Origin of the sequence: Eleftheria terrae (genome assembly GCF_030419005.1) — a bacterium.
In the GTDB taxonomy this organism is placed as follows: domain Bacteria; phylum Pseudomonadota; class Gammaproteobacteria; order Burkholderiales; family Burkholderiaceae_C; genus Caldimonas; species Caldimonas terrae.
Genome location: NZ_CP106951.1, coordinates 1,946,419 through 1,969,771, shown reverse-complemented (window position 1 = coordinate 1,969,771; position 23,353 = coordinate 1,946,419). Strand labels below are relative to the sequence as shown.

Below are 23,353 nucleotides of genomic sequence, written 5' to 3'. Positions count from 1 at the left end.
GGCTAGACTCCGTATCGCCCGGACAGGATCGAGCCGATCCGGGCCAGGAACTGGGGATGGGCGATCTCATCGTGCGAGCACGGAAGATCGTGGTTGAGGATGCGGCCGTGTACATGCGGCTGGAAGTCGCTGGCCTGCGGCGCGCCAGGCGGCTTGTCCTTCAGCGCGGTGAAGTAGACCAGGTCGCCGTCGAAGGCCGCGCCCGGGACAAAGCGGCTCATCAGGCCCACGTCGTTGCGCATCGAGCTGATGAAGCGCTCGAGCTGGCCGGCATCGAGGCCGGCAAAGGCGCTGCGCCGCAGCAGCGCGGCGGCCTGTTCGAAGTCGAGCGTCGCCACATCCACGCCGGACAGGTCGCAGCCGGCAAACGCGAGGAAGTCGGCCAGCACCCGGTGCGCCGGCTTGTCGTTGTGCTGCACCCGCTGCGGGTCGGCCGTCAGCAGGTAGCTGTCGAGCAGGGCCAGCAGGCCGACGGCCTCGCCACTGCGCTGCAGCCGCGTGGCCACCTCGAAGGCCACCAGCCCGCCGAAGGACCAGCCGAGCAGGTGGTAGGGGCCGCGGGGCTGCACGGCGCGTATCTGCTGCAGGCAGTCGTCCGCCACCTCTTCGATGCTGCCCGCCAGCGCTGCCCCGGCCTGCACGCCCCGTCCCTGCAGCCCGTACAGCGGCCGCTCGGCATGGACATGCCCGGCCAGGCCGCCATACCACCAGGCCAGGCCGCCGGCCGGATGGATGCAGAACAAGGGCGCCAGCGCGCCGCGCGGCCGAAGCGGCAGCAAGGGCTCGAACGAGGCGGCCGCCTCGACCGGATGCCCGATGCGCTCGGCGAGCGCCGCCACCGTGGGCGCCTCGAACAGCGTGCGGATCGACAGCTCCGCACCCAGCCGCTCATGGATGCGGCTGATCAGCCGCGGTGCCAGCAGGGAATGGCCGCCCAGCTCGAAGAAGTCGTCGTCCACGCCGACCTCCGGCAGCGCCAGCGCCTCGGCGAACAAGGCGCACAGCACCTCTTCCTGCCGGCTACGGGGGGCACGGGCCGTGCGTGCCGCCGGCTCGACGGCCGGCAGGGCCTTGCGGTCGATCTTGCCGTTGGGCAGCAGCGGCATCTGCGGCAGCACGGCGAAGGCCGACGGCACCATGTGGGCCGGCAGGCGTGCCGCCAGCGACGGGCGCAGGCTGTCGACCGCCACCGGGTGCCCGGGCTCGGCCACCAGGTAGGCGACCAGGCGTGCCTGGCCGGGCCGGTCTTCGCGCGCCACCACGCAGGCTTGCGCCACGCCGGGCTCGGCGCTCAATGCCGCCTCGATCTCGCCGGGCTCGATGCGCAGGCCGCGGATCTTCACCTGGTGGTCGGCGCGGCCCAGGTACTCCAGCGTGCCGTCCGCACGCCAGCTGGCGAGGTCGCCGGTGCGGTACATGCGGGTGCCGCGATGGAAGGGGTTGGCGACGAAGCGGCCGGCGGTCAGGCCCGGGCGCCGCAGGTAGCCGCGCGCCAGGCCGCTGCCGGCGATGTACAGCTCGCCGGTGACGCCGGGCGGCACCGGCTTGAGGCAGGGGTCGAGCACATACGCCTGCATGTTGGAGATCAGGCGGCCGAGCGGCACGCCGTGGCGGCCGCCACAGTCGTCGCCGACCTCGTGGCAGGTGGCGTCCCAGAACTCGGAGGTGCCGTAGATGTTGAGCAGCCGTGAGTTCGGCAGCTTCTGCCGGAACAGGGTGGCCAGCTCGCTGCCCAGCGCTTCGCCGCTGCATGACCAGTAGGTGAGCCGGTGCAGGCGCCGCTGCAGCTCGGGCCCGCTGTCGAGCATGGCCCGCAGCAGCGAGGGCACCAGCACGATGCGGGTCGCGCCGGCCGTGCCGAGCAGCTCGACCAGGCGGGCCGGGTCCTGCGCTGCGGCCTGCGGCACCACCAGCACCTGCTGGCCGCGGGTGAGCGGCATGAACAGCTCCCACAGGGCGTCGATGAAGTTCATCGTCGTCTTGTGCGCGTACAGCTCGGTGGCCTGGTCGTTGACGCCATGCGGTGCCACGTCCCATTGCAGCCGGCTGGCGACCAGGCCATGGGTGCCCATCACCGCCTTGGGCCGGCCGGTCGAGCCGGAGGTGTAGAGCACATAGGCCAGGTGGGCGGGCAAGGGCCGGCCCCGCGGTGTGTCGTGGTCGGCCTGTTCACCGTCGTCGACCATCACCTGCCGGGCGGGTGATGCCGGCAGCACGCCGGCGCAGCCGGGATGGGTCACGATCACCGGCGGGGTGGCATCCTCCAGCATGTAGGCCAGGCGCTGCGCCGGGTAGGCCGGGTCCAGCGGCAGGTAGGCGCCACCGGCTTTCAGGATGCCGATCAGGCCCACCACCATGTCCACCGAGCGCTCGATGCACAGGCCGACGATGGTGTCCGGGCCGACGCCCAGCGCCTGCAGGCGATGCGCCAGCCGGTTGGCCCGGCGGTCGAGCGCCGCGTAGCTCAGGGTGCCGCCTTCGAAGCGCAGCGCGATCGCGTGCGGCGTGCGGGCCACCTGGGCTTCGAACATCGAGGTCACGGTGGCGGGCGCGAGCGGCTGCAGCGTGTCGTTCCAGCTCAGCAGCAGCCGCTCGCGCTCCGCGAGGCGCAGCAGGTCGATGCGGCCGACCGGTTGCTGGGGCCGCAGCGCAAACGCTTCGAGGATGCGGCCCAGGCGGTCGGCCAGGGCCCGCACCTCGGTGCGCCCGAAGCAGTCGGGCCGGTAGCTGAAGTCCAGCCGCAGGGGCGTGCCGGGGATCACCGTCAGGCCCAGCGCGTAGTGCGAGGTGTCGGCGCCGTGGTTGCTGTGCAGGCGGACCGCCAGCGGCGCGCCGTCGGCGCCCGTGTCGCCGGGCTGCACCGGGTAGTTCTCGAACACCACCAGGGTGTCGAACAACTCGCCCAGCCCGGCCAGCCGCTGGATCTCGGCCAGGCTGAGCTGCTGATGCTCCATCAAGGCCGACTGCTGCTCCTGCAGCCGCGCCAGCAGGTCGCGCGCCGATTCGGCCGGCCGCAGCTGCAGCCGCAGCGGCACGGTGTTGATGAACAGGCCCACCATCTGCTCGATGCCTGCCAGCTCGGGCGGGCGGCCCGAGACGGTGATGCCGAACACCACGTCGTCGCGCCGCGTCAGCCGCCCGAGCAGCACCGCCCAGGCGGCCTGGATCACCACGTTGAGGGTCAGCCGGTGCTGGCGTGCCAGCTGGCTCAGGCTCTCGCCGAGGGCCGCCGGCAGGGTGGTGGCCAGCGTGTCCGGCAAGGCCCGGGCGGTGGAGGGCGGCACCAGCCGCGTGGGCTCCTGCAGGCCCGCCAGGGCCTGCCGCCAGGCTTCACGGGCGGCGCTGGCGTCGCGGGCGGCGAGCCAGCCGAGGTAGTCGCGGTAGGGCGTCACACGGGGCAGGCCGGCGTCCGACCCCCGGCTGCGGTAGAGCGAGAACAGCTCGCGCAGCAGGATGGGCGAGGACCAGCCGTCCAGCAGGATGTGGTGTGTCGTGAACACCAGGTGGTGGCGTTGCGGCGCGGTGCGAACCAGCGTGAAGCGCAGCAGCGGCGCGTGCGACAGCTCGAAGCGCTGCTCGCGGTCGGCCTGCAGGAAGGGCTCGAGCGCGCCGGCTTCGAGCGTGAGGCTGCGCCAGGGCAGCTCGAGGTGGCGGGGGATGACCTGCACGGGCTGGCTGAGGCCGTGGTGGAGGAAGGCGGCACGCAGGTTGGCATGGCGCTGCAGCAGGGCCTGTGCGGCGCTGCGCAGGGCGTCGTGGTCGAGCGGGCCGTCGAAGGTGAAGACCAGCTGCACGACATAGGCGTCGGGGGCGTGCTGGTCATAGAGGGCGTGGAAGAGGAAGCCCTGCTGCAGCGGCGCCAGCGGCAGGATGTCGAGCAGGGGGGGTTGGGTGGCCTCGATGGCCTCGATCTCGTGCTGCCGCAGGCGCACCAGTGGCAGGTCCGAGGGGGTGAAGACGGGGGCGGGGGTGTGCTCGGCGAGCTGGGCGATGCGGCGCAGCACGGCGAACCAGGACTCGGCCAGGGCCTGCACGGCGGACTCGGGCAGCAGCTCGCCAGCCCAGCTCCAGGCGGCGCACAGGGCGGGGCCGTCGGGGCCGTCCTCGGTGGTGGCGTTGAGGTCGAGCAGGTGGGCCAGGGGCTGGGCGGCATCGCCCGGCGTGCCGAGCGAGGCGGCCTCGGCGGCGAGGCTCCAGTCCTGGGGCTGGCCGACGGCGAAGCGGCCGAGGTAGTTGAAGCCGATCTGCGGGGCGGGGCGGGCCTGCAGGGCCTGGCGGGAGGGGCCGTGCAGGTAGCGCAGCAGGCCCCAGCCGACACCGTGGTCGGGCAGGCGGCGCAGCTGCTCCTTGACCTGCTTGAGGGCGGCCAGCAGGGGTGCGCCGCCGTGCAGGGCCTGGGCCAGGTCGATGCCCGAGAGGTCGAGCTGCAGCGGGAACTGGCTGGTGAACCAGCCGACGGTGCGGGAGAGGTCGGCGCCGTCGAGGAGGGCCTCGCGGCCGTGGCCCTCGAGGTCGAAGCGGATGCGCGGGGTGCTGCCGCGGCCCAGGCGCTGGCGCCAGTCGAGCAGCGCGAGGGCGAAGGCGGTGAGCAGGACGTCGTTGATGCGGCCGTGGAAGCACTGCGGGGCGCGGGTCAGCAGGGGCTGGGTGAATTCCGGCGGCAGGCGCAGGGCCAGGGAGCGCTGGGAGGCGACGGTGTCGCGGGCGGGGTCGAGCCGGCGGTGGGCCAGCTCGGGGTCGTCGCCGTCGAGCATGGCCTGCCACAGGGGCAGCTCGGCGGCGCGGCGCTCGGCGGCCTGGGGCAGGGCCAGGGCCCACTGGCGCAGGGAGGTGCGCACCGGAGGCAGGGTGACGGGGCGGCCGGTGGAGGCGGCGAGCCAGGCGGCCTGCAGGTCGGGCAGCAGGATGCGCCAGGAGATGCCGTCGACGGCGAGGTGGTGGATGACGAGGAAGAGGCGGGAGTGGGCGCCGTCATCGAAGCAGACGGCCTGCAGCAGGCGGGCGGCGGCGGGGTCCAGGCGCTGCTGGGCGGCGGCGGCCTGGGCTTGCAGGCAGCGCTCGCGCTCGGCGGGGGGCAGGCCCTGCAGGGACACCCAGTGCAGGCAGTCGGCGGCGGGCACGCTGGCGGGGGGCTCGATGCGCAGGCGCTGGCCGGGCAGCAGGCGCAGGCGCAGCGCGTCGTGGTGGTCGAGCAGGGCCTGCAGGGCCAGGCGCAGGGGCTCGGGGTGCAGGGCGGGGACTTGCAGCAGCACGGACTGGCTGAAGTGATCGAGCGGGCCGCCGCGCTCGAAGAACCACTGCACGATGGGGGTGGCGGGCAGCTCGCCGAGCGGGGCGACGCTGGGCGCGGCGGGGCTGTCCTCGACGGGCTGGGCCACGGCGGCCAGGGCGTGCACGCACTGGTGCTGGAAGACGTCGCGGGCGCTCAGGCGCAGGCCGGCCTGGCGGGCGCGGCTGACGAGCTGGATGGAGCTGATGCTGTCGCCGCCGAGGGCGAAGAAGCTGTCGTCGATGCCGACCTGTGGCAGGCCGAGCACCTCGGCGAAGAGGGTGCACAGCAGCTGCTCCTGCGCGGTGCGCGGGGCGCGGGTGCTGGTGGGGGTGAAGTCGGGGGCGGGCAGGGCCTTGCGGTCGAGCTTGCCGTTGGGGGTGAGCGGCAGGGCGGGCAGCGTGACGAAGGCGGCCGGCACCATGTACTCGGGCAGGCGCTCGGCGAGCTGCTGGCGCAGGGCCGGGGCGTCCAGCGAGGCGGTGGTGACGAGGTAGGCGACGAGCTGCTTGTGGCCGGCCTGGTCCTCGCGGGCGATGACGCTGTTGTGGGGGAAGCCGAGCGCGGCCAGGGCCGCCTCGATCTCGCCGAGCTCGATGCGGAAGCCACGTACCTTGACCTGCTGGTCGGCCCGGCCGAGGTAGTCGAGCTGGCCGTCCTCGCGCCAGCGGGCCAGGTCGCCGGAGCGGTACATGCGCTGGCCGGGCGTGAAGGGGTTGGCCACGAAGCGCTCGGCCGTCAGGCCGGGGCGCTGCAGGTAGCCGCGCGCCAGGCCGTCGCCTGCGATGTACAGCTCGCCGGCCACGCCCGGCGGCAGCGGATGCAGGCTGTCGTCCAGCACGTACAGCTGCACCCCGGCGATCGGCCGGCCAATGGTGGCAGCGGTGTCGCTGCCATCCAGGGCCAGCCGGGCCGCTGCGCTCCACACGGTGGCCTCGGTCGGGCCGTATTCGTTGTAGAGCACCGCCTCCCGCGGGCCGGACGCCGCGTGCCGCTGCAGCAGCGCGGCGGGCGCCGATTCGCCGCCCAGCACCACGCAGCGCAGGCTGGACAATCGATGATCCGCCGCATGTTCGAGGACGGCCGCATACAAGGCGGGCACGCTGACCCAGCCCTGCACCTGCCGCCGCTCGACCAACTCGGCCAGTGCCAGCGCATCGTGCTCCAGGCCGGGGGGCGGCAGCACCAGGGTGGCACCGGTGGTGAGTGCGCCGAAGATCGGCGCCAGCGAGGCGTCGAAAGCCAGGGCAGGCAGCAGCAACACGCTGTCCAGCGCCGGGTAGAAGGCCTGGCGCGCGCGGGTCGAGGCGACGATCTGGCGGTGCTCCACCACCACCCCCTTGGGCTTGCCGGTGGAGCCGGAGGTGTAGATGAGGTAGGCGGGGTGGGTTGGCAGCAGCGGCCGCGCCCGCTCGCTGTCGACCGGCGCATGCGACGGGGCTTCCTGCATGCTGGCTTGTGCATGCGGCGTGTCGATGGCGAACACCGCCACCCGGTCCGGCAGGCGCTGCGCCAGCGCCTCGACGGTGAGCAGCAGGGCGGGCTGGGCGTCCTCCAGCATGCCGCACAGGCGCTCGGCCGGCTGCTCGGCGTCGAGCGGCAGGTAGGCAGCACCGGCCTTGAGCGTGCCGAGCAGGGCGACCAGCATCTGCGGCGACCGCGGGATCGCCAGGGCCACCACGTCCTGCGCGCCAATGCCCTGTGCGATCAGGATGTGTGCCAGCCGGTTGGCTTGCCGATCGAGCTCTGCATAGCTGAGGGCCTGGTCCTCGAAGCGCAGCGCCAGTGCCGCCGGCGTTGCGGCGGCCTGCTGCTCGAACAGAGCGGGCAGCGTGAGGCCTGCAGCCGCAGCTAGGGGCGGCTCGCTGCGATCCGGCTGGGGTCGCTCCTCGCCGGCGTCGAGCAGGCCGATGCGGCCGACCGCCTGGCCGGTGTCGGCGGCCATCGCCTGCAGGATGCGGCGGTAGCCGTCGGCGATGCGCTCGGCCTGCGCCGGCGTGAAGCAGTCGGGCCGCCAGCTGAGGCTGAGTTTCAGTGTCGGGCCGGGCACCACGGCGAGGCCCAGCGGGTAGTGCGAGCGGTCGCCGCCCTGCTGGCTGCAGCCGACGATGCGCACGGCCTGGCCTTCTTCCTGCAGTGCGGCCTCGTCCACCGGGTAGTTCTCGAACACGGTCAGGGTGTCGAACAGGTCGGGGATGCCGGCCAGCCGCTGGATCTCGGCCAGGCCCAGGTGCTGGTGCTCCAGCAGCGCGGTCTGCTGCTGCTGCATGCGTGCCAGCAGGCGCTGCACCGGCTCGTCGCGGTGCAGCTGCACGCGCAGCGGCACGCTGTTGATGAACAGCCCGACCATGTGCTCCACGCCGGGCAGCTCGGGCGGCCGGCCGGACACGGTGATGCCGAACACCACGTCGTCGCGCCGCGTCAGCCGCCCGAGCAGCACGCCCCAGGCGGCCTGCGTCAAGGTGCTGAGCGTGACGCCGAGGCGGCGTGCCTGCTGGCCCAGCTGCGCGGTCAGGGTGTCGTCCAGGTGCTGCACCAGCACCTGGGGCGGGGTGCCGTCGGCGCTGTTGGCTGCGGCCACCCGGGTCGGCCCGTCCAGTCCGGCGAGGGCGCTGCGCCAGGCAGCCTGCGCGGCCTCACTGTCGCGGCCGGCCACCCAGCCGAGATAGTCCCGATAAGGTGTGACGCGGGGCAGCGACCCGGCGTCGGCACCCTGGCGGTAGAGCTGGAACAGCTCCTGGAACAGCACCGGGAGCGACCAGCCGTCGAGCAGGATGTGATGGTTGGTGAACACCAGGTGGTGGCGCTGCGGGCCGTCGGCCACCAGCGTGAAGCGCAGCAGCGGGGCCTGCGACAGCTCGAAGCGCTGCTGCCGGTCGGCCTGCAGCCAGGCCTGCCAGGCGGCCTCGCGCTCTGCCGGGCTGCCGGACAGCGCGAAGCTGCGCCAAGGCAGCTCGAGGTGGCGGGGGATGACCTGCACGGGCTGGCTGAGGCCATGGTGGAGGAAGGCGGCACGCAGGTTGGCATGGCGCTGCAGCAGGGCCTGTGCGGCGCTGCGCAGGGCGTCGTGGTCGAGCGGGCCGTCGAAGGTGAAGACCAGCTGCACGACATAGGCGTCGGGGGCGTGCTGGTCATAGAGGGCGTGGAAGAGGAAGCCCTGCTGCAGCGGCGCCAGCGGCAGGATGTCGAGCAGGGGGGGTTGGGTGGCCTCGATGGCCTCGATCTCGTGCTGCCGCAGGCGCACCAGGGGCAGGTCCGAGGGGGTGAAGACGGGGGCGGGGGTGTGCTCGGCCAGCTGGGCGATGTGGCGCAGCACGGCGAACCAGGACTCGGCCAGGGCCTGCACGGCGGACTCGGGCAGCAGCTCGCCGGCCCAGCTCCAGGCGGCGCACAGGGCGGGGCCGTCGGGGCCGTCCTCGGTGGTGGCGTTGAGGTCGAGCAGGTGGGCCAGGGGCTGGGCGGCATCGCCCGGCGTGCCGAGCGAGGCGGCCTCGGCGGCGAGGCTCCAGTCCTGGGGCTGGCCGACGGCGAAGCGGCCGAGGTAGTTGAAGCCGATCTGCGGGGCGGGGCGGGCCTGCAGGGCCTGGCGGGAGGGGCCGTGCAGGTAGCGCAGCAGGCCCCAGCCGACACCGTGGTCGGGCAGGCGGCGCAGCTGCTCCTTGACCTGCTTGAGGGCGGCCAGCAGGGGTGCGCCACCGTGCAGGGCCTGGGCCAGGTCGATGCCCGAGAGGTCGAGCTGCAGCGGGAACTGGCTGGTGAACCAGCCGACGGTGCGGGAGAGGTCGGCGCCGTCGAGGAGGGCCTCGCGGCCGTGGCCCTCGAGGTCGAAGCGGATGCGCGGGGTGCTGCCGCGGCCCAGGCGCTGGCGCCAGTCGAGCAGCGCGAGGGCGAAGGCGGTGAGCAGGACGTCGTTGATGCGGCCGTGGAAGCACTGCGGGGCGCGGGTCAGCAGGGGCTGGGTGAATTCTGGCGGCAGGCGCAGGGCCAGGGAGCGCTGGGAGGCGACGGTGTCGCGGGCGGGGTCGAGCCGGCGGTGGGCCAGCTTGGGGTCGTCGCCGTCGAGCATGGCCTGCCACAGGGGCAGCTCGGCGGCACGGCGCTCGGCGGCCTGGGGCAGGGCCAGGGCCCACTGGCGCAGGGAGGTGCGCACCGGAGGCAGGGTGACGGGGCGGCCGGTGGAGGCGGCGAGCCAGGCGGCCTGCAGGTCGGGCAGCAGGATGCGCCAGGAGATGCCGTCGACGGCGAGGTGGTGGATGACGAGGAAGAGGCGGGAGTGGGCGCCGTCATCGAAGCAGACGGCCTGCAGCAGGCGGGCGGCGGCGGGGTCCAGGCGCTGCTGGGCGGCGGCGGCCTGGGCTTGCAGGCAGCGCTCGCGCTCGGCGGGGGACAGACCCTGCAGGGACACCCAGTGCAGGCAGTCGGCGGCGGGCACGCTGGCGGGGGGCTCGATGCGCAGGCGCTGGCCGGGCAGCAGGCGCAGGCGCAGCGCGTCGTGGTGGTCGAGCAGGGCCTGCAGGGCCAGGCGCAGGGGCTCGGGGTGCAGGGCGGGGACTTGCAGCAGCACGGACTGGCTGAAGTGATCGAGCGGGCCGCCGCGCTCGAAGAACCACTGCACGATGGGGGTGGCGGGCAGCTCGCCGAGCGGGGCGACGCTGGGCGCGGCGGGGCTGTCCTCGACGGGCAGCGCGACGCTGGCCAGGGCGTGCACGCACTGGTGCTGGAAGACGTCGCGGGCGCTCAGGCGCAGGCCGGCCTGGCGGGCGCGGCTGACGAGCTGGATGGAGCTGATGCTGTCGCCGCCGAGGGCGAAGAAGCTGTCGTCGATGCCGACCTGTGGCAGGCCGAGCACCTCGGCGAAGAGGGTGCACAGCAGCTGCTCCTGCGCGGTGCGCGGGGCGCGGGTGCTGGCGGGGGTGAAGTCGGGGGCGGGCAGGGCCTTGCGGTCGAGCTTGCCGTTGGGGGTGAGCGGCAGGGCAGGCAGCGTGACGAAGGCGGCCGGCACCATGTACTCGGGCAGGCGCTCGGCAAGCTGCTGGCGCAGGGCCGGGGCGTCCAGCGGGGCGGTGGTGACGAGGTAGGCGACGAGCTGCTTGTGGCCGGCCTGGTCCTCGCGGGCGATGACGCTGTTGTGGGGGAAGCCGAGCGCGGCCAGGGCCGCCTCGATCTCGCCGAGCTCGATGCGGAAGCCACGTACCTTGACCTGCTGGTCGGCCCGGCCGAGGTAGTCGAGCTGGCCGTCCTCGCGCCAGCGGGCCAGGTCGCCGGAGCGGTACATGCGCTGGCCGGGCGTGAAGGGGTTGGCCACGAAGCGCTCGGCCGTCAGGCCGGGGCGCTGCAGGTAGCCGCGCGCCAGGCCGCTGCCGGCGATGTACAGCTCGCCGGCCACGCCCGGCGGCAGCGGCCGCAGCGCACCGTCCAGCACATAGGCCTGCATGTTGTCCAGCGGCGTGCCGATGGGCACGCTGTGGGCCTGCTCGTCGAGCCGGGGCACCGCATGGCTCAGCGCGAAGGTGGTGGTTTCGGTCGGGCCGTAGCCGTTGACGACCTGCAGCGCGGGGTGCAGCGCCTGCAGGCGGCGGATGGCGCTGGCCGACAGCACATCGCCACCGGCCCACACCTGGCGCAGCGGCGCGAACAGCGCCGGGGCCGAGTCGGCCAGCTCATGGAAGAGCCCGGCGGTCATCCACAGGCTGGTGACGCCGGCCTGTGCGACCAAGCGCTGCAGCTCGGCGGCATCGAGCTGGCCGGGGGGCGCGACGACGATGCGCCCGCCGTTGAGCAGGGGCACCCACAGCTCGTAGGTGGAGGCATCGAAGGCATGCGGCGCCTGCAGCAGCACGCAATCGTGGCCGGCCTGGAAGCGGCGGTCCTGGGCGAACTCGGCGATGTCGCGCTGGCGCACCGCGACACCCTTTGGGGTGCCGGTGGAGCCGGAGGTGTACATCACGTAGGCCAGCTGCTCAGGATGGGCGGCGGCCGGCCGGCGGGCCGGGGGCCGCTGCAGCGGCGGCAGCGGGCGGTCCAGGCGCAGCAGCTGAGCGCGGTGGCCGTCGAGCTGCAGGAAGCCGCGGCCGTCGATGCTGGCATCGGCCAGCAGCACGCGGGCGCCAGTGTCGCGCAGCAGCTGCACCAGGCGGGCATCGGGGTGCTGCTCGTGCAGCGGCAGGTAGTAGCCGCCGGCCTTGAGCACCGCCAGCTCGGCGATGACGAGCTCGGGCGAGCGTTGCAGGAAGAGGGCCACGCCTTGCTCGGCACCGATGCCCAGGTCGTTCAGGACATGAGCGAGTCGGTTCGCCTCTTCATCGAGCTGCGCATAGGTGAAGCAGCAGTCGTCGGACACCAGGGCCACCGCGTCCGGTTGCCGGGCCACCTGCTGATCGAACAAGGCCAGGGGCGTCGCGGCGGGCAGCGGCCGCGGAGCCGGCTGCCAGTCGACCAGCAGGCGCCGGCGCTCGGCCGGGTCCAGCAGATCGATGTCGTCGATGGGCCGCTTGGGGTCGGCCACGACGGCCTGGAGCAGGCGTTGCAGGCGCGCGGCCAGGGCCTGTGCGGTGGGCGCCTCGAACAGGTCGGTGGCGTACTCCAGCAGGCCCATCAGGCCGGCGGGCGTGCCGTCTTCCCGGCTCTGTTCGGCGAAGTGGAAGCTCAGGTCGAACTTGGCGCTGCCCACCTCGATCGGCACGCCGGTGCAAGCCAGGCCGGGCAACTGCAGCTCGGCGCTGCTGGTGTTCTGCAGCGCCAGCATCACCTGGAACAGCGGCTGGTGCGACAGCGAGCGCTCGGGGCGCAGCGCGTCGACGAGCTGCTCGAACGGCAGGTCCTGGTGTTCGAAGGCGGCCAGGTCGGTGCTGCGCACACGCGCCAGCAGCGTCTCGAAGCTCGGGCGGCCGGAAGTGTCGGTGCGCAGCACCAGGGTGTTGACGAAGAAGCCGACCAGACCGTCCAGCTCCGGCTCGGTGCGCCCGGCGATCGGGCTGCCGATGGGGATGTCGCATCCCGTGCCCAGCCGCGTCAGCGTGGCGGCCAGCGCCGCCTGCAGCACCATGAACAGCGTGACCCCCTGCTGGCGCGACAAGGCCAGCAGCCGGGCATGCAAGTCGGCGTCGAGCGCGAACTGCAGCGAGCGGCCCCGGTAGGTGGCCACCGCCGGTGGCGGGTGGTCGGTGGGCAGCGGCAGTCGTTCCGGCAGGCCGTCCAGGGCGGCGCGCCAGTGCGCCAGCTGCCGGGCCATCAGGCTGTCACTGTCCGCCGCCTGGCCGAGCAGGCGCTGCTGCCAGAGCGCGTAGTCGGCGTACTGCACCGGCAGTGGCGCCCAGACCGGCGGCTGTCCCTGCACCCGGGCGGCATAGGCCTGCCCCAGGTCGCGTGCCAGCGGCGCGAGCGAGGCGCCGTCACTGGCGATGTGGTGCATCAGCAGCAACAGCACATGCTCTTGCTCGCCCAGGCGGAACAGGGTGGCCCGCAGCGGCGTTTCGCTGGCGAGGTCGAAGGCGTGGGCGGCGGCTGCCGACAGCAGCTGGGGCAGCGCGCCGTCGGTGGCGTCGCGCACGCTCAGGCGGGGCTCGGCCGCGTCGAGCACCACCTGGCAGGGCCGTTCGGTGGCCGGGAAGACGGTGCGCAGGCTTTCATGGCGTTGCACCACGTCGCCCAGCGCGGTGTGCAGGGCGGTGAGGTCGAGCAGGCCTTGCAGCCGCAGCGCCAGCGGGATGTTGTAGGTCGCGCCGGGCCCTTCGAAGCGGTGCAGGAACCACAAGCGGCGCTGCGCGAAGGACAGCGGCAGCGGCTGCGGCCGAACCTGCGGCACCAGCGCGGGCCGCGCTTCGGCGGCGGCCGACAGGCGGCGGGCGAGCGCCTCGACGCTTGGCGCTTCGAACAGGGTGCGAATCGCAATGTCGGTGTGCAAGGTGCTGCGGATGCGGCTGACCAGGCGGGTGGCGAGCAGGGAATGGCCGCCCAGCTCGAAGAAGCTGTCGGTGATGCCGACACGCGGCAGGCCCAGCACCTCGGCGAACAGGGTGCACAGGAGGTCTTCGCGTGCATTGCGCGGCCCGCGCCGGCCGGTGGCCTGGAAGTCGGGCGCCGGCAGTGCCTGGCGGTCGAGCTTGCCGTTGGGGGTCAGCGGCAGCGCGTCGAGCACCACGAAGGCGGCCGGCACCATGTAGTCGGGCAGGCGCTCGCCGAGCTGCCGGCGCAGCGAGGCGGTATCCACCGTCCCGGCGGCCGCCACCAGGTAGGCCACCAGCTGCTTCTGCCCCGGCTGGTCTTCCCGAGCGATGACGGCGCTGTGCGGGTGGCCGGCCTCGGCCAGCACGGCCTCGACTTCGCCCGGCTCGATGCGAAAGCCGCGGATCTTCACCTGCTGGTCGACCCGGCCGAGGAATTCCAGCTGGCCGTCCTCGCGCCAGCGCACCAGGTCGCCCGAGCGGTACATGCGCTGGCCGGGCGCGAAGGGGTCGGCCACAAAGCGCTCGGCGGTCAGGCCCGGGCGGCCGAGATAGCCGCGCGCCAGGCCGGCACCGGCGATGTACAGCTCGCCGGCCACGCCAGCGGGCACCGGCTGCAGGGCCGGGTCCAGCACCTGCAGGCGGGTGTTCCAGAGCGGCCGGCCGATCGGCACGGCGGACGGGTCGACCGGCCCGGGCGGCAGCTCGAAGGTGCAGCAGCCGATGGTGGCTTCCGAAGGGCCGTACTGGTTGGTGATGCGCACGTCCGGAAAGCGCTTGCGCCAGAACGCCAGGTCGGCGCCGGACAACGCCTCGCCGCCGACCATCAGGGCCTCGGCCGGGCAGTCGCGGCCGCTGTCCTGCAGGGCGGCGCTGAGCAGGCTCAGGTGGGCCGGCGTGAACTTCAGCAGGCGGTAGGGCCCGCCTTCGGGTGGTCCCGATGCCAGCCATTCGATCTCGCGCCCCTCGGGCAGCAGGGTCAGCGCCTGGCCGCTCCACAAGGGGCCGAACAGCGTGGTGCCTGCACCGTCGAAAGCCGGCGACTGCACCAGCGGCGAGCCGCGGCCCCGCTCGCCGAGGTGGCGCGCGTTGGTGCAGGACAGGTAGTTCAGCACCGAGGATTGCATCACCACCACCCCCTTCGGGCGACCGGTGGAGCCGGAGGTGTAGATGACGTAGGCCGGGTGCATCGGTGACAGCGGCGCCCGCCGGTCCGCATCACCCGGGTTGTCGGCCCGGCTGCCCAACAGGCAGCGCAGCGTGCCGGCGTCGTCCAGCAGCAGCACCGGCTGGCCGGCCGGCAGCCGGGGCAGCACGCCGGCCAGGCTCAGCACGCAGGCAGGCTGGGCATCCTGCAGCATGTGCGCCAGTCGTTGCACGGGGTACTCGGGGTCCAGCGGCAGATAGGCCGCGCCGCTCTTGAGGACGGCCAGCAGGGCGATCGGCAGCTCGATGCCGCCGGGCAGGGCGAGCGCCACCCGCTGCTCGGGGCCGATGCCGCGCGCGATCAGCAGGTGGGCCAGCCGGTTGGCACGCTCGTTCAACTCGCGGAAGTTGAGCCGCTCGCGGCCGCATATCAGCGCGGTGGCCTCGGGGTGGCGTGCCACCTGTTGCTCGAACAGCGCGGGCAGCGTCGTGGCGGGCAGCGGGTGGCGGTCGCCGCTCGACGCCTGCAGCCGCTGGTGGCGGCCGGCCTCGTCGAGCAGCCCGATGCGGCCGACCGGCTGCGCCGGGTCGCGGGCAAAGGCCTGCAGGATGCGGATGTAGCTGTCGGCGATGCGCTCGACATGGGCCGTGTCGAACACATCCGGGCGCCAGCTGATCTTCAACGCCAGCTGCTGCCCCGGCGACAGGGCGAGGCCGAGCGGATAGTGCGAGGTGTCGCCCCCGTGATGGCTGCGCAGGCTCACCTGCAGTTCGTCGCCAGGGTGGCCCGCGGCAGGCGCGGTCGCTTCGCTGACCGGGAAGTTCTCGAACACCATCAAGGTGTCGAACAGCTCCTGGTGGCCGCTGAGCTGCTGGATCTCGGCGAGGCCCAGGTGCTGGTGGTCGAGCAGGTGCGACTGCTGGGCCTGCAGGCGCTCGAGCAGCGACTGCACGGTTTCGCCCGCGCGCAGGCGCAACCGCAGCGGCAGCGTGTTGATGAACAGGCCCACCATCTGCTCGATGCCGGGCAGCTCCGGCGGCCGCCCGGACACGGTGGTGCCGAACACCACGTCGTCGCGGCCGGTCAGCCGGCTCAGCAGCAGGGCCCAGGCGGCTTGCGACAGGGTGTTGAGCGTCACGCCGAAGCGGCGTGCCAGCAGCGCCAGCCGGCTGGAGAGCGCCTCGTCGAGGCGCCGGCGCAGCACGGCGGGCACGGCCACCTCGGTGCTGGACGGAGCCACCCGGGTGGGCTCGTCGAGGCCCTGCAACGCTGCGCGCCAGGCACTGCGCGCGGCGGCCTTGTCGCGCGAGGCGAGCCAGCGCAGGTAGTCGCGGTAGGGCGTGACCCGCGGCAAGGCGGCCGGCTGCACGTCGTTGCGGTAGAGCGTCATCAGCTCCTGCAGCAGCAGTGGCGAGGACCAGCCGTCGAGCAGGATGTGGTGGCTGGTGAAGAGCAGGTGATGACGCCGCGCGTCGGTCTTCACCAGCGTGAAGCGCAGCAGCGGTGCCTGGGCCAGCTCGAAGCGCCGCTGCTGGTCCTCGCGCACCAGCGCGTCGAGCGCCGCCTGGGCCTCGCTGGCCGGCTGGCCGCTCAGGTCCACCACCTGCCATGGCAGGGTGACGGTGCGCTGGATGACCTGCACCGGCTCCTTCAGACGGTGGTGCACGAAGGCGGCCCGCAGGCTGGCGTGCCGTTGCAGCACCGCGTCGGCAGCGCGGCGCAGGCGGTCGGCGTCGAGCAGGCCGTCGAGCGTGAAGACCATCTGCACCACATAGGCGTCGGGCGCCTGCTCGTCGTAGAGCGCGTGGAACAGGAAGCCGTGCTGCAGCGGCGTCAGCGGAAGCAGGTCTTCAATCTGGGAGTTGCGCATAGATCGATTCCAGAAGTTCGATGTCGCCCTGGTCCAGCGAGACCAGGGGCACGTCGGAAGGCGTGAGGGCGGCGCCGGAGGCCTGGGCTGCGTCGTGGGCGATGCGGCGCAGGGCGGCGAACCAGGAGTTGGCGAGGTCGTGGACGGCGGCGTGGTCGAGCAGCCGGGCGGCCCAGCCCCAGTGGGCGACGAGCTCGGGGCCGTGGGGGCCGTCCTGGGTGAGGGCGTTGAGCTCGAGCACATGGGCCAGGGGCTGCAGGGGATCGCTGCCGCCACCGAAGCTGCCCTCGTCGGGGGCGACGCTCCAGTCCTGGGCGGGCTGGCCGACGGCGAAGCGGCCGAGGTAGTTGAAGCCGATCTGCGGGGCAGGCAGGGCACGCAGCTGCTCGCGGGAAGGGGCGTGCAGGTGGCGCAGCAAGCCCCAGCCGATGCCCTGCTCGGGCAGGCGGCGCAGCTGCTCCTTGGTGTGCTTGAGGGCGCGCTGCAGCGCGGGGCCGCCGCTGCGCAGGGCCTCGGCGACATCGACGTCGGGCAGCTCGAGCTGGACCGGGAAGAGGCTGGTGAACCAGCCGACGGTGCGCGAGAGGTCGGCGCCGGGCACGATGTCCTCGCGGCCATGGCCCTCGAGGTCGAAGCGCAGGCGGGGCAGCGCACCGCGGCCCAGGCGCTGGCGCCAGTCGACGACGGCCAGCGCGAAGGCGGCCAGCAGGACATCGTTGACGCGGCCGTGGATGCGCTCGGGGGCCTGGGTGAGCAGGCACTGGGTGGTGGCGCTGTCCAGGCGCTGGCTGAGGCTGAGCTGGCTGGAGAAGGTGTCGAGCCGGGGGTCCAGCGGGAGGCTGGCCAGCGGCGGGTCCTCGCCCTGCAGCTGGGCCTGCCACAGGGGCAGCTGTTCGGTGCGGGCGGCGGCGGCCTGGGGCAGGGCGAGCGCCCATTGGCGCCAGGAGGTGGGCACCGGTGGCAGGGCGATGGGGTGGGGGTCGGCGCTGGCGAGCCAGGCGGCCTGCAGGTCCTGGGTGAGGATGCGCCAGGAGACGCCGTCGACGGCCAGGTGGTGGATGAGCAGCAGCAGCCGGGAGTCGGGGCCGAGGTCGAACCACACGGCCTGCAGCAGCCGGGCGGCCAGCGGGTCGAGGCGGTCCTGGGCGGCCTGGGCGTGCTGGCGCAGCAGCTCGGGGGTCAGGCGCTCGAGCGGCACGTGGTGCAGGCAGTCGGCGGCCAGGACGCTGCCGACGGGCAGCACCGCCAGCTGGTGGCCGGGCTGCAGGCACAGCCGCAGGGCGTGGTGGTGGTCGAGCAGGGCCTGCAGCGCGCGCAGCAGGCGCTCGTGCTGCAGGGGCGGCACCTGCAGCAGCAGCGACTGCTGGAAGTGCTGCAGCGGGCCGCCCTGCTCGAGCAGGTCCTGGATGATGGGGGTGGCCGGCAGCGGGCCGACCGGCTCGACGGCTGGCGCCTGGGAGTGGTCCTCGACGGGCTGGGCCACGGCGGCCAGGGCGTGCACGCACTGGTGCTGGAAGACGTCGCGGGCGCTCAGGCGCAGGCCGGCCTGGCGGGCGCGGCTGACGAGCTGGATGGAGCTGATGCTGTCGCCGCCGAGGGCGAAGAAGCTGTCGTCGATGCCGACCTGTGGCAGGCCGAGCACCTCGGCGAAGAGGGCGCACAGCAGCTGCTCCTGCGCGGTGCGCGGGGCGCGGGTGCTGGCGGGGGTGAAGTCGGGGGCGGGCAGGGCCTTGCGGTCGAGCTTGCCGTTGGGGGTGAGCGGCAGGGCGGGCAGCGTGACGAAGGCGGCCGGCACCATGTACTCGGGCAGGCGCTCGGCGAGCTGCTGGCGCAGGGCGTTGCGGTCCAGCGGCGCGGACGCAGGCAGGTAGGCGACGAGCTGCAGGTGGCCGGGCCGGTCCTCGCGGCCGATGACCGCGCAGCCCGGGTGGCCGCAGTGGGCCAGCGCGGCCTCGACCTCGGCGGGCTCGATGCGGAAGCCGCGCACCTTGAGCTGCTGGTCGGCGCGGCCGAGGTACTCCAGCAGGCCGTCGGCGCGCCAGCGGACGAGGTCGCCGCAGCGGTACAGGCGCTGGCCCGGGGAGAAGGGGTTGGCGACGAAGCGCTCGGCGCTCAGTGCCGGGCGGCCGAGGTAGCCGCGGGCCAGGCCGGGGCCGGCGATGTAGAGCTCGCCGGGCACGCCCGGGGGCACCGGGTGCAGGCGCTCGTCGAGCACGTAAAGCCGGGTGTTGCGCAGCGGCGAGCCGATGGTGTTGCGGCTGGTGCGGGGGTCGATGGCGGCATGGCAGGCATCGACGGTGCACTCGGTGGGGCCGTAGAAGTTGTAGGCGCGCACGTGCGGGGCGGCGAGCAGGGCACGCCACTGGGACTCGCCCAGGGCCTCGCCGCCGAGCACCAGGGCGCGGGGCCAGCCGCGCCCGGGCTGCAGCAGGCCCAGCGGGTGGAGCTGCTCGAAGTGGGTGGGAGTGAGGTCGAGCACGTCGATGCGGTGGCGCAGGACGTGGTCGAGCAGCAGCTCGGCGTCGCGGCGGGTGGCATCGTCCAGCAGGTGCAGCTCGTGGCCGGCGGCCATCCACAACAGGCCTTCCAGGGCGGTGTCGAAGGCGAACGGCGCGGTCAGGGCGAAGCGGGCACGGGGCTCGGCGCTGCCGTGCAGCACCGAGGGGAAGAAGGTCTCGAGGTGGTGGGCCAGCAGGTTGGCCAGGCCGGCGTGGGGCAGCACCACGCCCTTGGGGGTGCCGGTGGAGCCGGAGGTGTAGATGACATAGGCCGGGTGCTGCAGCAGCAGCGGTCGGCGGCGCTCGGCGTCGCCCGGCGGGTGGTCGGGGGCCGAGGCGAGGGCCTGTTGCGCGGCGGGGGTGTCCAGGCACAGGGCGGGGAGGGGGGCGGCGAGTTCGTGGGCCAGGCGGTGCTCGGCGATGAGCAGCACGGGGCGGGCGTCGGCGAGCAGCTCGCGCTGGCGGGTGCCGAGGTGGGCGGGCTCCAGGGGCAGGAAGGCGGCGCCGGCCTTGAGCACGCCGAGCAGGCAGGCGAGCAGGTCCAGCGAGCGGGGCAGGGCCAGGGCGACGATGTCCTCGGGGCCGATGCCGCGGGCGATGAGGGTGTGGGCGACGCGGTTGGCGCGGCGGTCGAGCTCGGCGTAGCTGAGGGTGCTGCCGTGGCAGGTGGCGGCAATGGCCTGCGGCGTGAGGCGGGCCTGTTGCTCGAAGGCGGTGTGCAGCGGCGGGCAGGCCGGTGCCCGGGCGGTGTCGTTCCACTGCAGTAGCAGTTGCTGCCGCTCGCCGGCGTCGAGCAGGTCGATGTCGCCGATGGCTTGCGTCGGGTCGGCCGCCACCGCTTGCAGCAGGCGCAGCAGGCGCTGCGTCAGGCGCTCGGCGCTGGCCGCATCGAACAGGTCGCAGGCGTATTCGAGCTGCCCCTGCAGGCCGGCGGGCGAGCCGTCGGCCTGACGTTGCTCGGCGAAGTCGAAGCTGAGATCGAACTTCGCCACCGGCAGCTCGAAGCGGGCCTCGCTGCACCGCAGGCCGGGCAACACCAGCTCGTCGGCGCTCGCGTTCTGCAGCGCCAGCATGACCTGGAACAACGGATGGTGCGACAGCGAGCGCACCGGGTTGATCTGCTCGACCAGGTGCTCGAACGGCAGGTCCTGGTGCTCGTAGGCGGCCAGGTCGGCTTGGCGCACCCGTTCCAGCAAGGTGTCGAAGCCCGGGTTGCCGGCGGTGTCGGTGCGCAGCACCAGGGTGTTGATGAACAGGCCCACCAGGTCGTCCAGCGCACTGTCGGTGCGCCCGGCGATCGGGCTGCCGATGGGAATGTCGGTGCCGGCGCCCAGCCGGGTCAGCAGCGTGGCGAGTGCCGCCTGCAGCACCATGAACAGGGTGGCGCCGCGGGCCTGCGCCAGCGCGAGCAGCTGTGCATGCAGCGCCGCCGGCAGCTCGAAGCGCAGGTGCTGCCCCCGGTAGCTGGAGGCCGCCGGGCGGGGCCGGTCGGTCGGCAGGTCCAGCTGCTCCGGCAGGCCGTGCAAGGCCTGCCGCCAGTACGCGAGCTGGGTGGCCAGGCGGCTCTGCGGGTCGCCCTCGTCACCCAGCAGCTGCTGTTGCCACAGGGTGTAGTCGGCGTACTGCACCGGCAACGGCGCCCAGGCCGGGGCCTGGCCCTGCAGGCGGGCCGTATAGGCCTGCGCCAGGTCGCGCGCCAGCGGGCCCATCGAGGCGCCGTCGCCGGCAATGTGGTGCAGCAGCACCAGCAGCACGTGCTCCTGCGGTGACAGGCGCAGCAGCGTCACGCGCCACGGCAGCTCGCGGCCCAGGTCGAGCGGCTCGGCCGCCGCCTGGTTGAGCAGCTGCGCCACACCGGCCGGCTCGACGTCACGCACGACCAGCGGCGGCTCGGCCTGCTGCAGCACCTGCTGGCAGGGCGGATGGGTGTCGGGGAAGCGGGTGCGCAGGCTCTCGTGGCGGGCCAGCAGGTCGCCCAGGGCGGCACGCAGGGCGGCGACATCGAGCTCGCCGTCCAGGCGCAGTGCGAGCGGGATGTTGTAGGTGGCGCTGGGCCCTTCGAACTGGTGCAGGAACCACAGGCGGCGCTGCGCGAAGGACAGCGGCAGCGTGGCCGGGCGGGGTTGTGGCAGCAGCGGCGGGCGGGCCTGGCCGGCGGCGGCGAGCTGGCGGGCCAGCGCCTCGACGGTGGGCGACTCGAACAGCGTGCGGATGGCGACTTCCACGCCCAGCGTGCTGCGGATGCGGCTGACCAGCCGGGTGGCCAGCAGCGAGTGGCCGCCGAGGGCGAAGAAGCTGTCGTCGATGCCGACCTGTGGCAGGCCGAGCACCTCGGCGAAGAGGGTGCACAGCAGCTGCTCCTGCGCGGTGCGCGGTGCGCGGGTGCTGGCGGGGGTGAAGTCGGGGGCGGGCAGGGCCTTGCGGTCGAGCTTGCCGTTGGGGGTGAGCGGCAGGGCAGGCAGCGTGACGAAGGCGGCCGGCACCATGTACTCGGGCAGGCGCTCGGCAAGCTGCTGGCGCAGGGCCGGGGCGTCCAGCGGGGCGGTGGTGACGAGGTAGGCGACGAGCTGCCTGTGGCCGGCCTGGTCCTCGCGGGCGATGACGCTGTTGTGGGGGAAGCCGAGTGCGGCCAGGGCCGCCTCGATCTCGCCGAGCTCGATGCGGAAGCCACGTACCTTGACCTGCTGGTCGGCCCGGCCGAGGTAGTCGAGCTGGCCGTCCTCGCGCCAGCGGGCCAGGTCGCCGGAGCGGTACATGCGCTGGCCGGGCGTGAAGGGGTTGGCCACGAAGCGCTCGGCCGTCAGGCCGGGGCGCTGCAGGTAGCCGCGCGCCAGGCCATCGCCGGCGATGTACAGCTCGCCGGCCACGCCCGGCGGCAGCGGCCGCAGGGCCGCATCGAGCACATACAGCTGCGTGTTGGCCACCGGGCGGCCGAGCGGCGGCGGCGTGTCGCCCGAGAGGGTGCCGCTCATCGCGGCACAGATGGTCGACTCCGTCGGTCCATACGCATTCACCATGCGCCGCCCGGCGGACCAGGCCGCCACCAGCTGCGCCGGGCAGGCCTCGCCACCGACCACCAGGGTCTGCAGGGTGTCGACCTGGTGCGGCTCGAGGCTGCTCAGTGCGCTCGGCGGAATCAGCGCGTGCGTGACGCCAAGCCGGTGGATGACATCTGCCAGCGCCTCGCCCAGCAGCACGCCCGGCGGCGGGACCACCAGCGTGGCGCCGGCGGCGAAGCACATCAGCATCTCCATGCTGGCCGCATCGAAGCTCAGCGAGGCGAACTGCAGCACCCGGCTGGCCGGGCCCAGGGCGAAGCGCTCGACCTGGCTCCACACCAGGCTGGGGATGCCGGCATGCGTCAGCGTCACGCCCTTGGGCCGGCCGGTGGAGCCGGAGGTGTAGATCACATAGGCCGGGTGCTGGGGCAACAGCGGCGCAGTGCGGTCACCGTCCTGCGGGTCGTGGCCGGGGGCCGCTTGCAGTGCCGCCAGCGTCGCCGCATCGTCCAGGCGCAGGGCCGCGGTGCCCTGCGGCAGCCGCGCCAGCGTGCGGCCCTCGGTGACGGTCAGGCGCGGGCTGGCATCGCCCAGCATGTAGGCCAGGCGATCGGCCGGATAGTCCGCGTCGAGTGGCAGATAGGCGGCGCCCGCCTTCAGGATGGCCAGCCAGGCCACCACCATCTCCGGCGAACGTGGCAGCGCCAGTGCCACCCGGTCTTCGGGGCCGATGCCGCGGGCGATCAGCAGGTGGGCCAGGCGATTGGCCCGCCGGTTCAGCTCGGCATAGTCGAGGGCCTGGCCTTCGAACACCAGGGCCGTTGCAGCCGGTGTGCGGGCCGCCTGGGCTTCGAACCACTGTGGCACGGTGAGCGCCGGCAGGGGCCGCCGGGTGTCGTTCCATTGCACCAGCACCTGGGCGCGGCCGGCATCGTCGAGCAAGGGCAGCGCGCCGCAGCGCTGCTGCGGATGGGCGACCATTGCCTGCAGCAAACGGGTCAGGCGCTGCGACAGCGCCGCCGCCGTGGCTGGTGGGATCAGCGCCGGATCGTGGTTGAAGCGCAGCGACAGGCGCGCGCCCGGCGCGGCCAGCAGGCTCAGCGGGTAGTGCGTGGCATCGCTGCTGTGGAAGCCGGCGATGCGCAGCTCGCCCAGCGCGGTCTCGAGGCCGCTGTGGTCGATGGGGTAGTTCTCGAACACATAGAGCGTGTCGAACAGCTGGCCCATGCCGATGGCCTGCTGGATGCCCGACAGGTCCAGGTGCTGGTGGTCCATCAAGGCCGCCTGCCGCTGCTGCAGCTGCACCAGCACGTCGATGACCGCATCGGCCGGGTGCCACTGCAGCCGCAGCGGCACCGTGTTGATGAACAGGCCCACCATGCGCCCGACCTCTGGCAGCTCGGCCGGCCGGCCGGAGACGGTGGTGCCGAAGACCACGTCGCTGCGGCCGGTGAGCTGGCCGAGCAGCAGGCCCCAGGCGCCCTGCAGCAGGGTGTTCAGCGTCAGCCCGTGGCGCCGTGCCAACTGGCCGAGGTCGCTGCTCAAGGCTTCGGGCAGTTCCCACGCGAGCGATTCCTGCAGCCCCGAGGCCGCCGCACGGGCCGGCAGCAACAGCGTGGGCGACTCC

The 23,353-nt window shown here is 73.6% G+C and carries 2 protein-coding genes (1 of these 2 cut by a window edge); both read right to left on the bottom strand.

Annotated elements, in window-relative coordinates; genetic code table 11:
- Nucleotides 1-2 precede the first annotated feature (2 nt).
- The gene (locus N7L95_RS08560) at nt 3-16,229 is read right to left on the bottom strand and encodes a non-ribosomal peptide synthetase (protein ID WP_301259395.1); all 16,227 of its coding nucleotides are present in this window, start codon (nt 16,227-16,229) and stop codon (nt 3-5) included.
- A protein-coding gene (locus N7L95_RS08555; protein ID WP_301259394.1) for a non-ribosomal peptide synthase/polyketide synthase crosses the window boundary here: on the bottom strand, nt 16,210-23,353 show its 3' end. Its footprint extends 20,465 nt past the window's final position; the window shows 7,144 of its 27,609 coding nt (coding positions 20,466-27,609); its start codon lies off the right edge, out of view; the stop codon is at nt 16,210-16,212. Before N7L95_RS08555 ends, N7L95_RS08560 begins: the two co-directional genes overlap by 20 nt.

What these genes read in the sequence shown, in the direction of transcription:
- N7L95_RS08560 (WP_301259395.1), bottom strand. Translation starts at nt 16,229, where the DNA reads ATGCGCAACTCCCAGATTGAAGACCTGCTTCCGCTGACGCCGCTGCAG.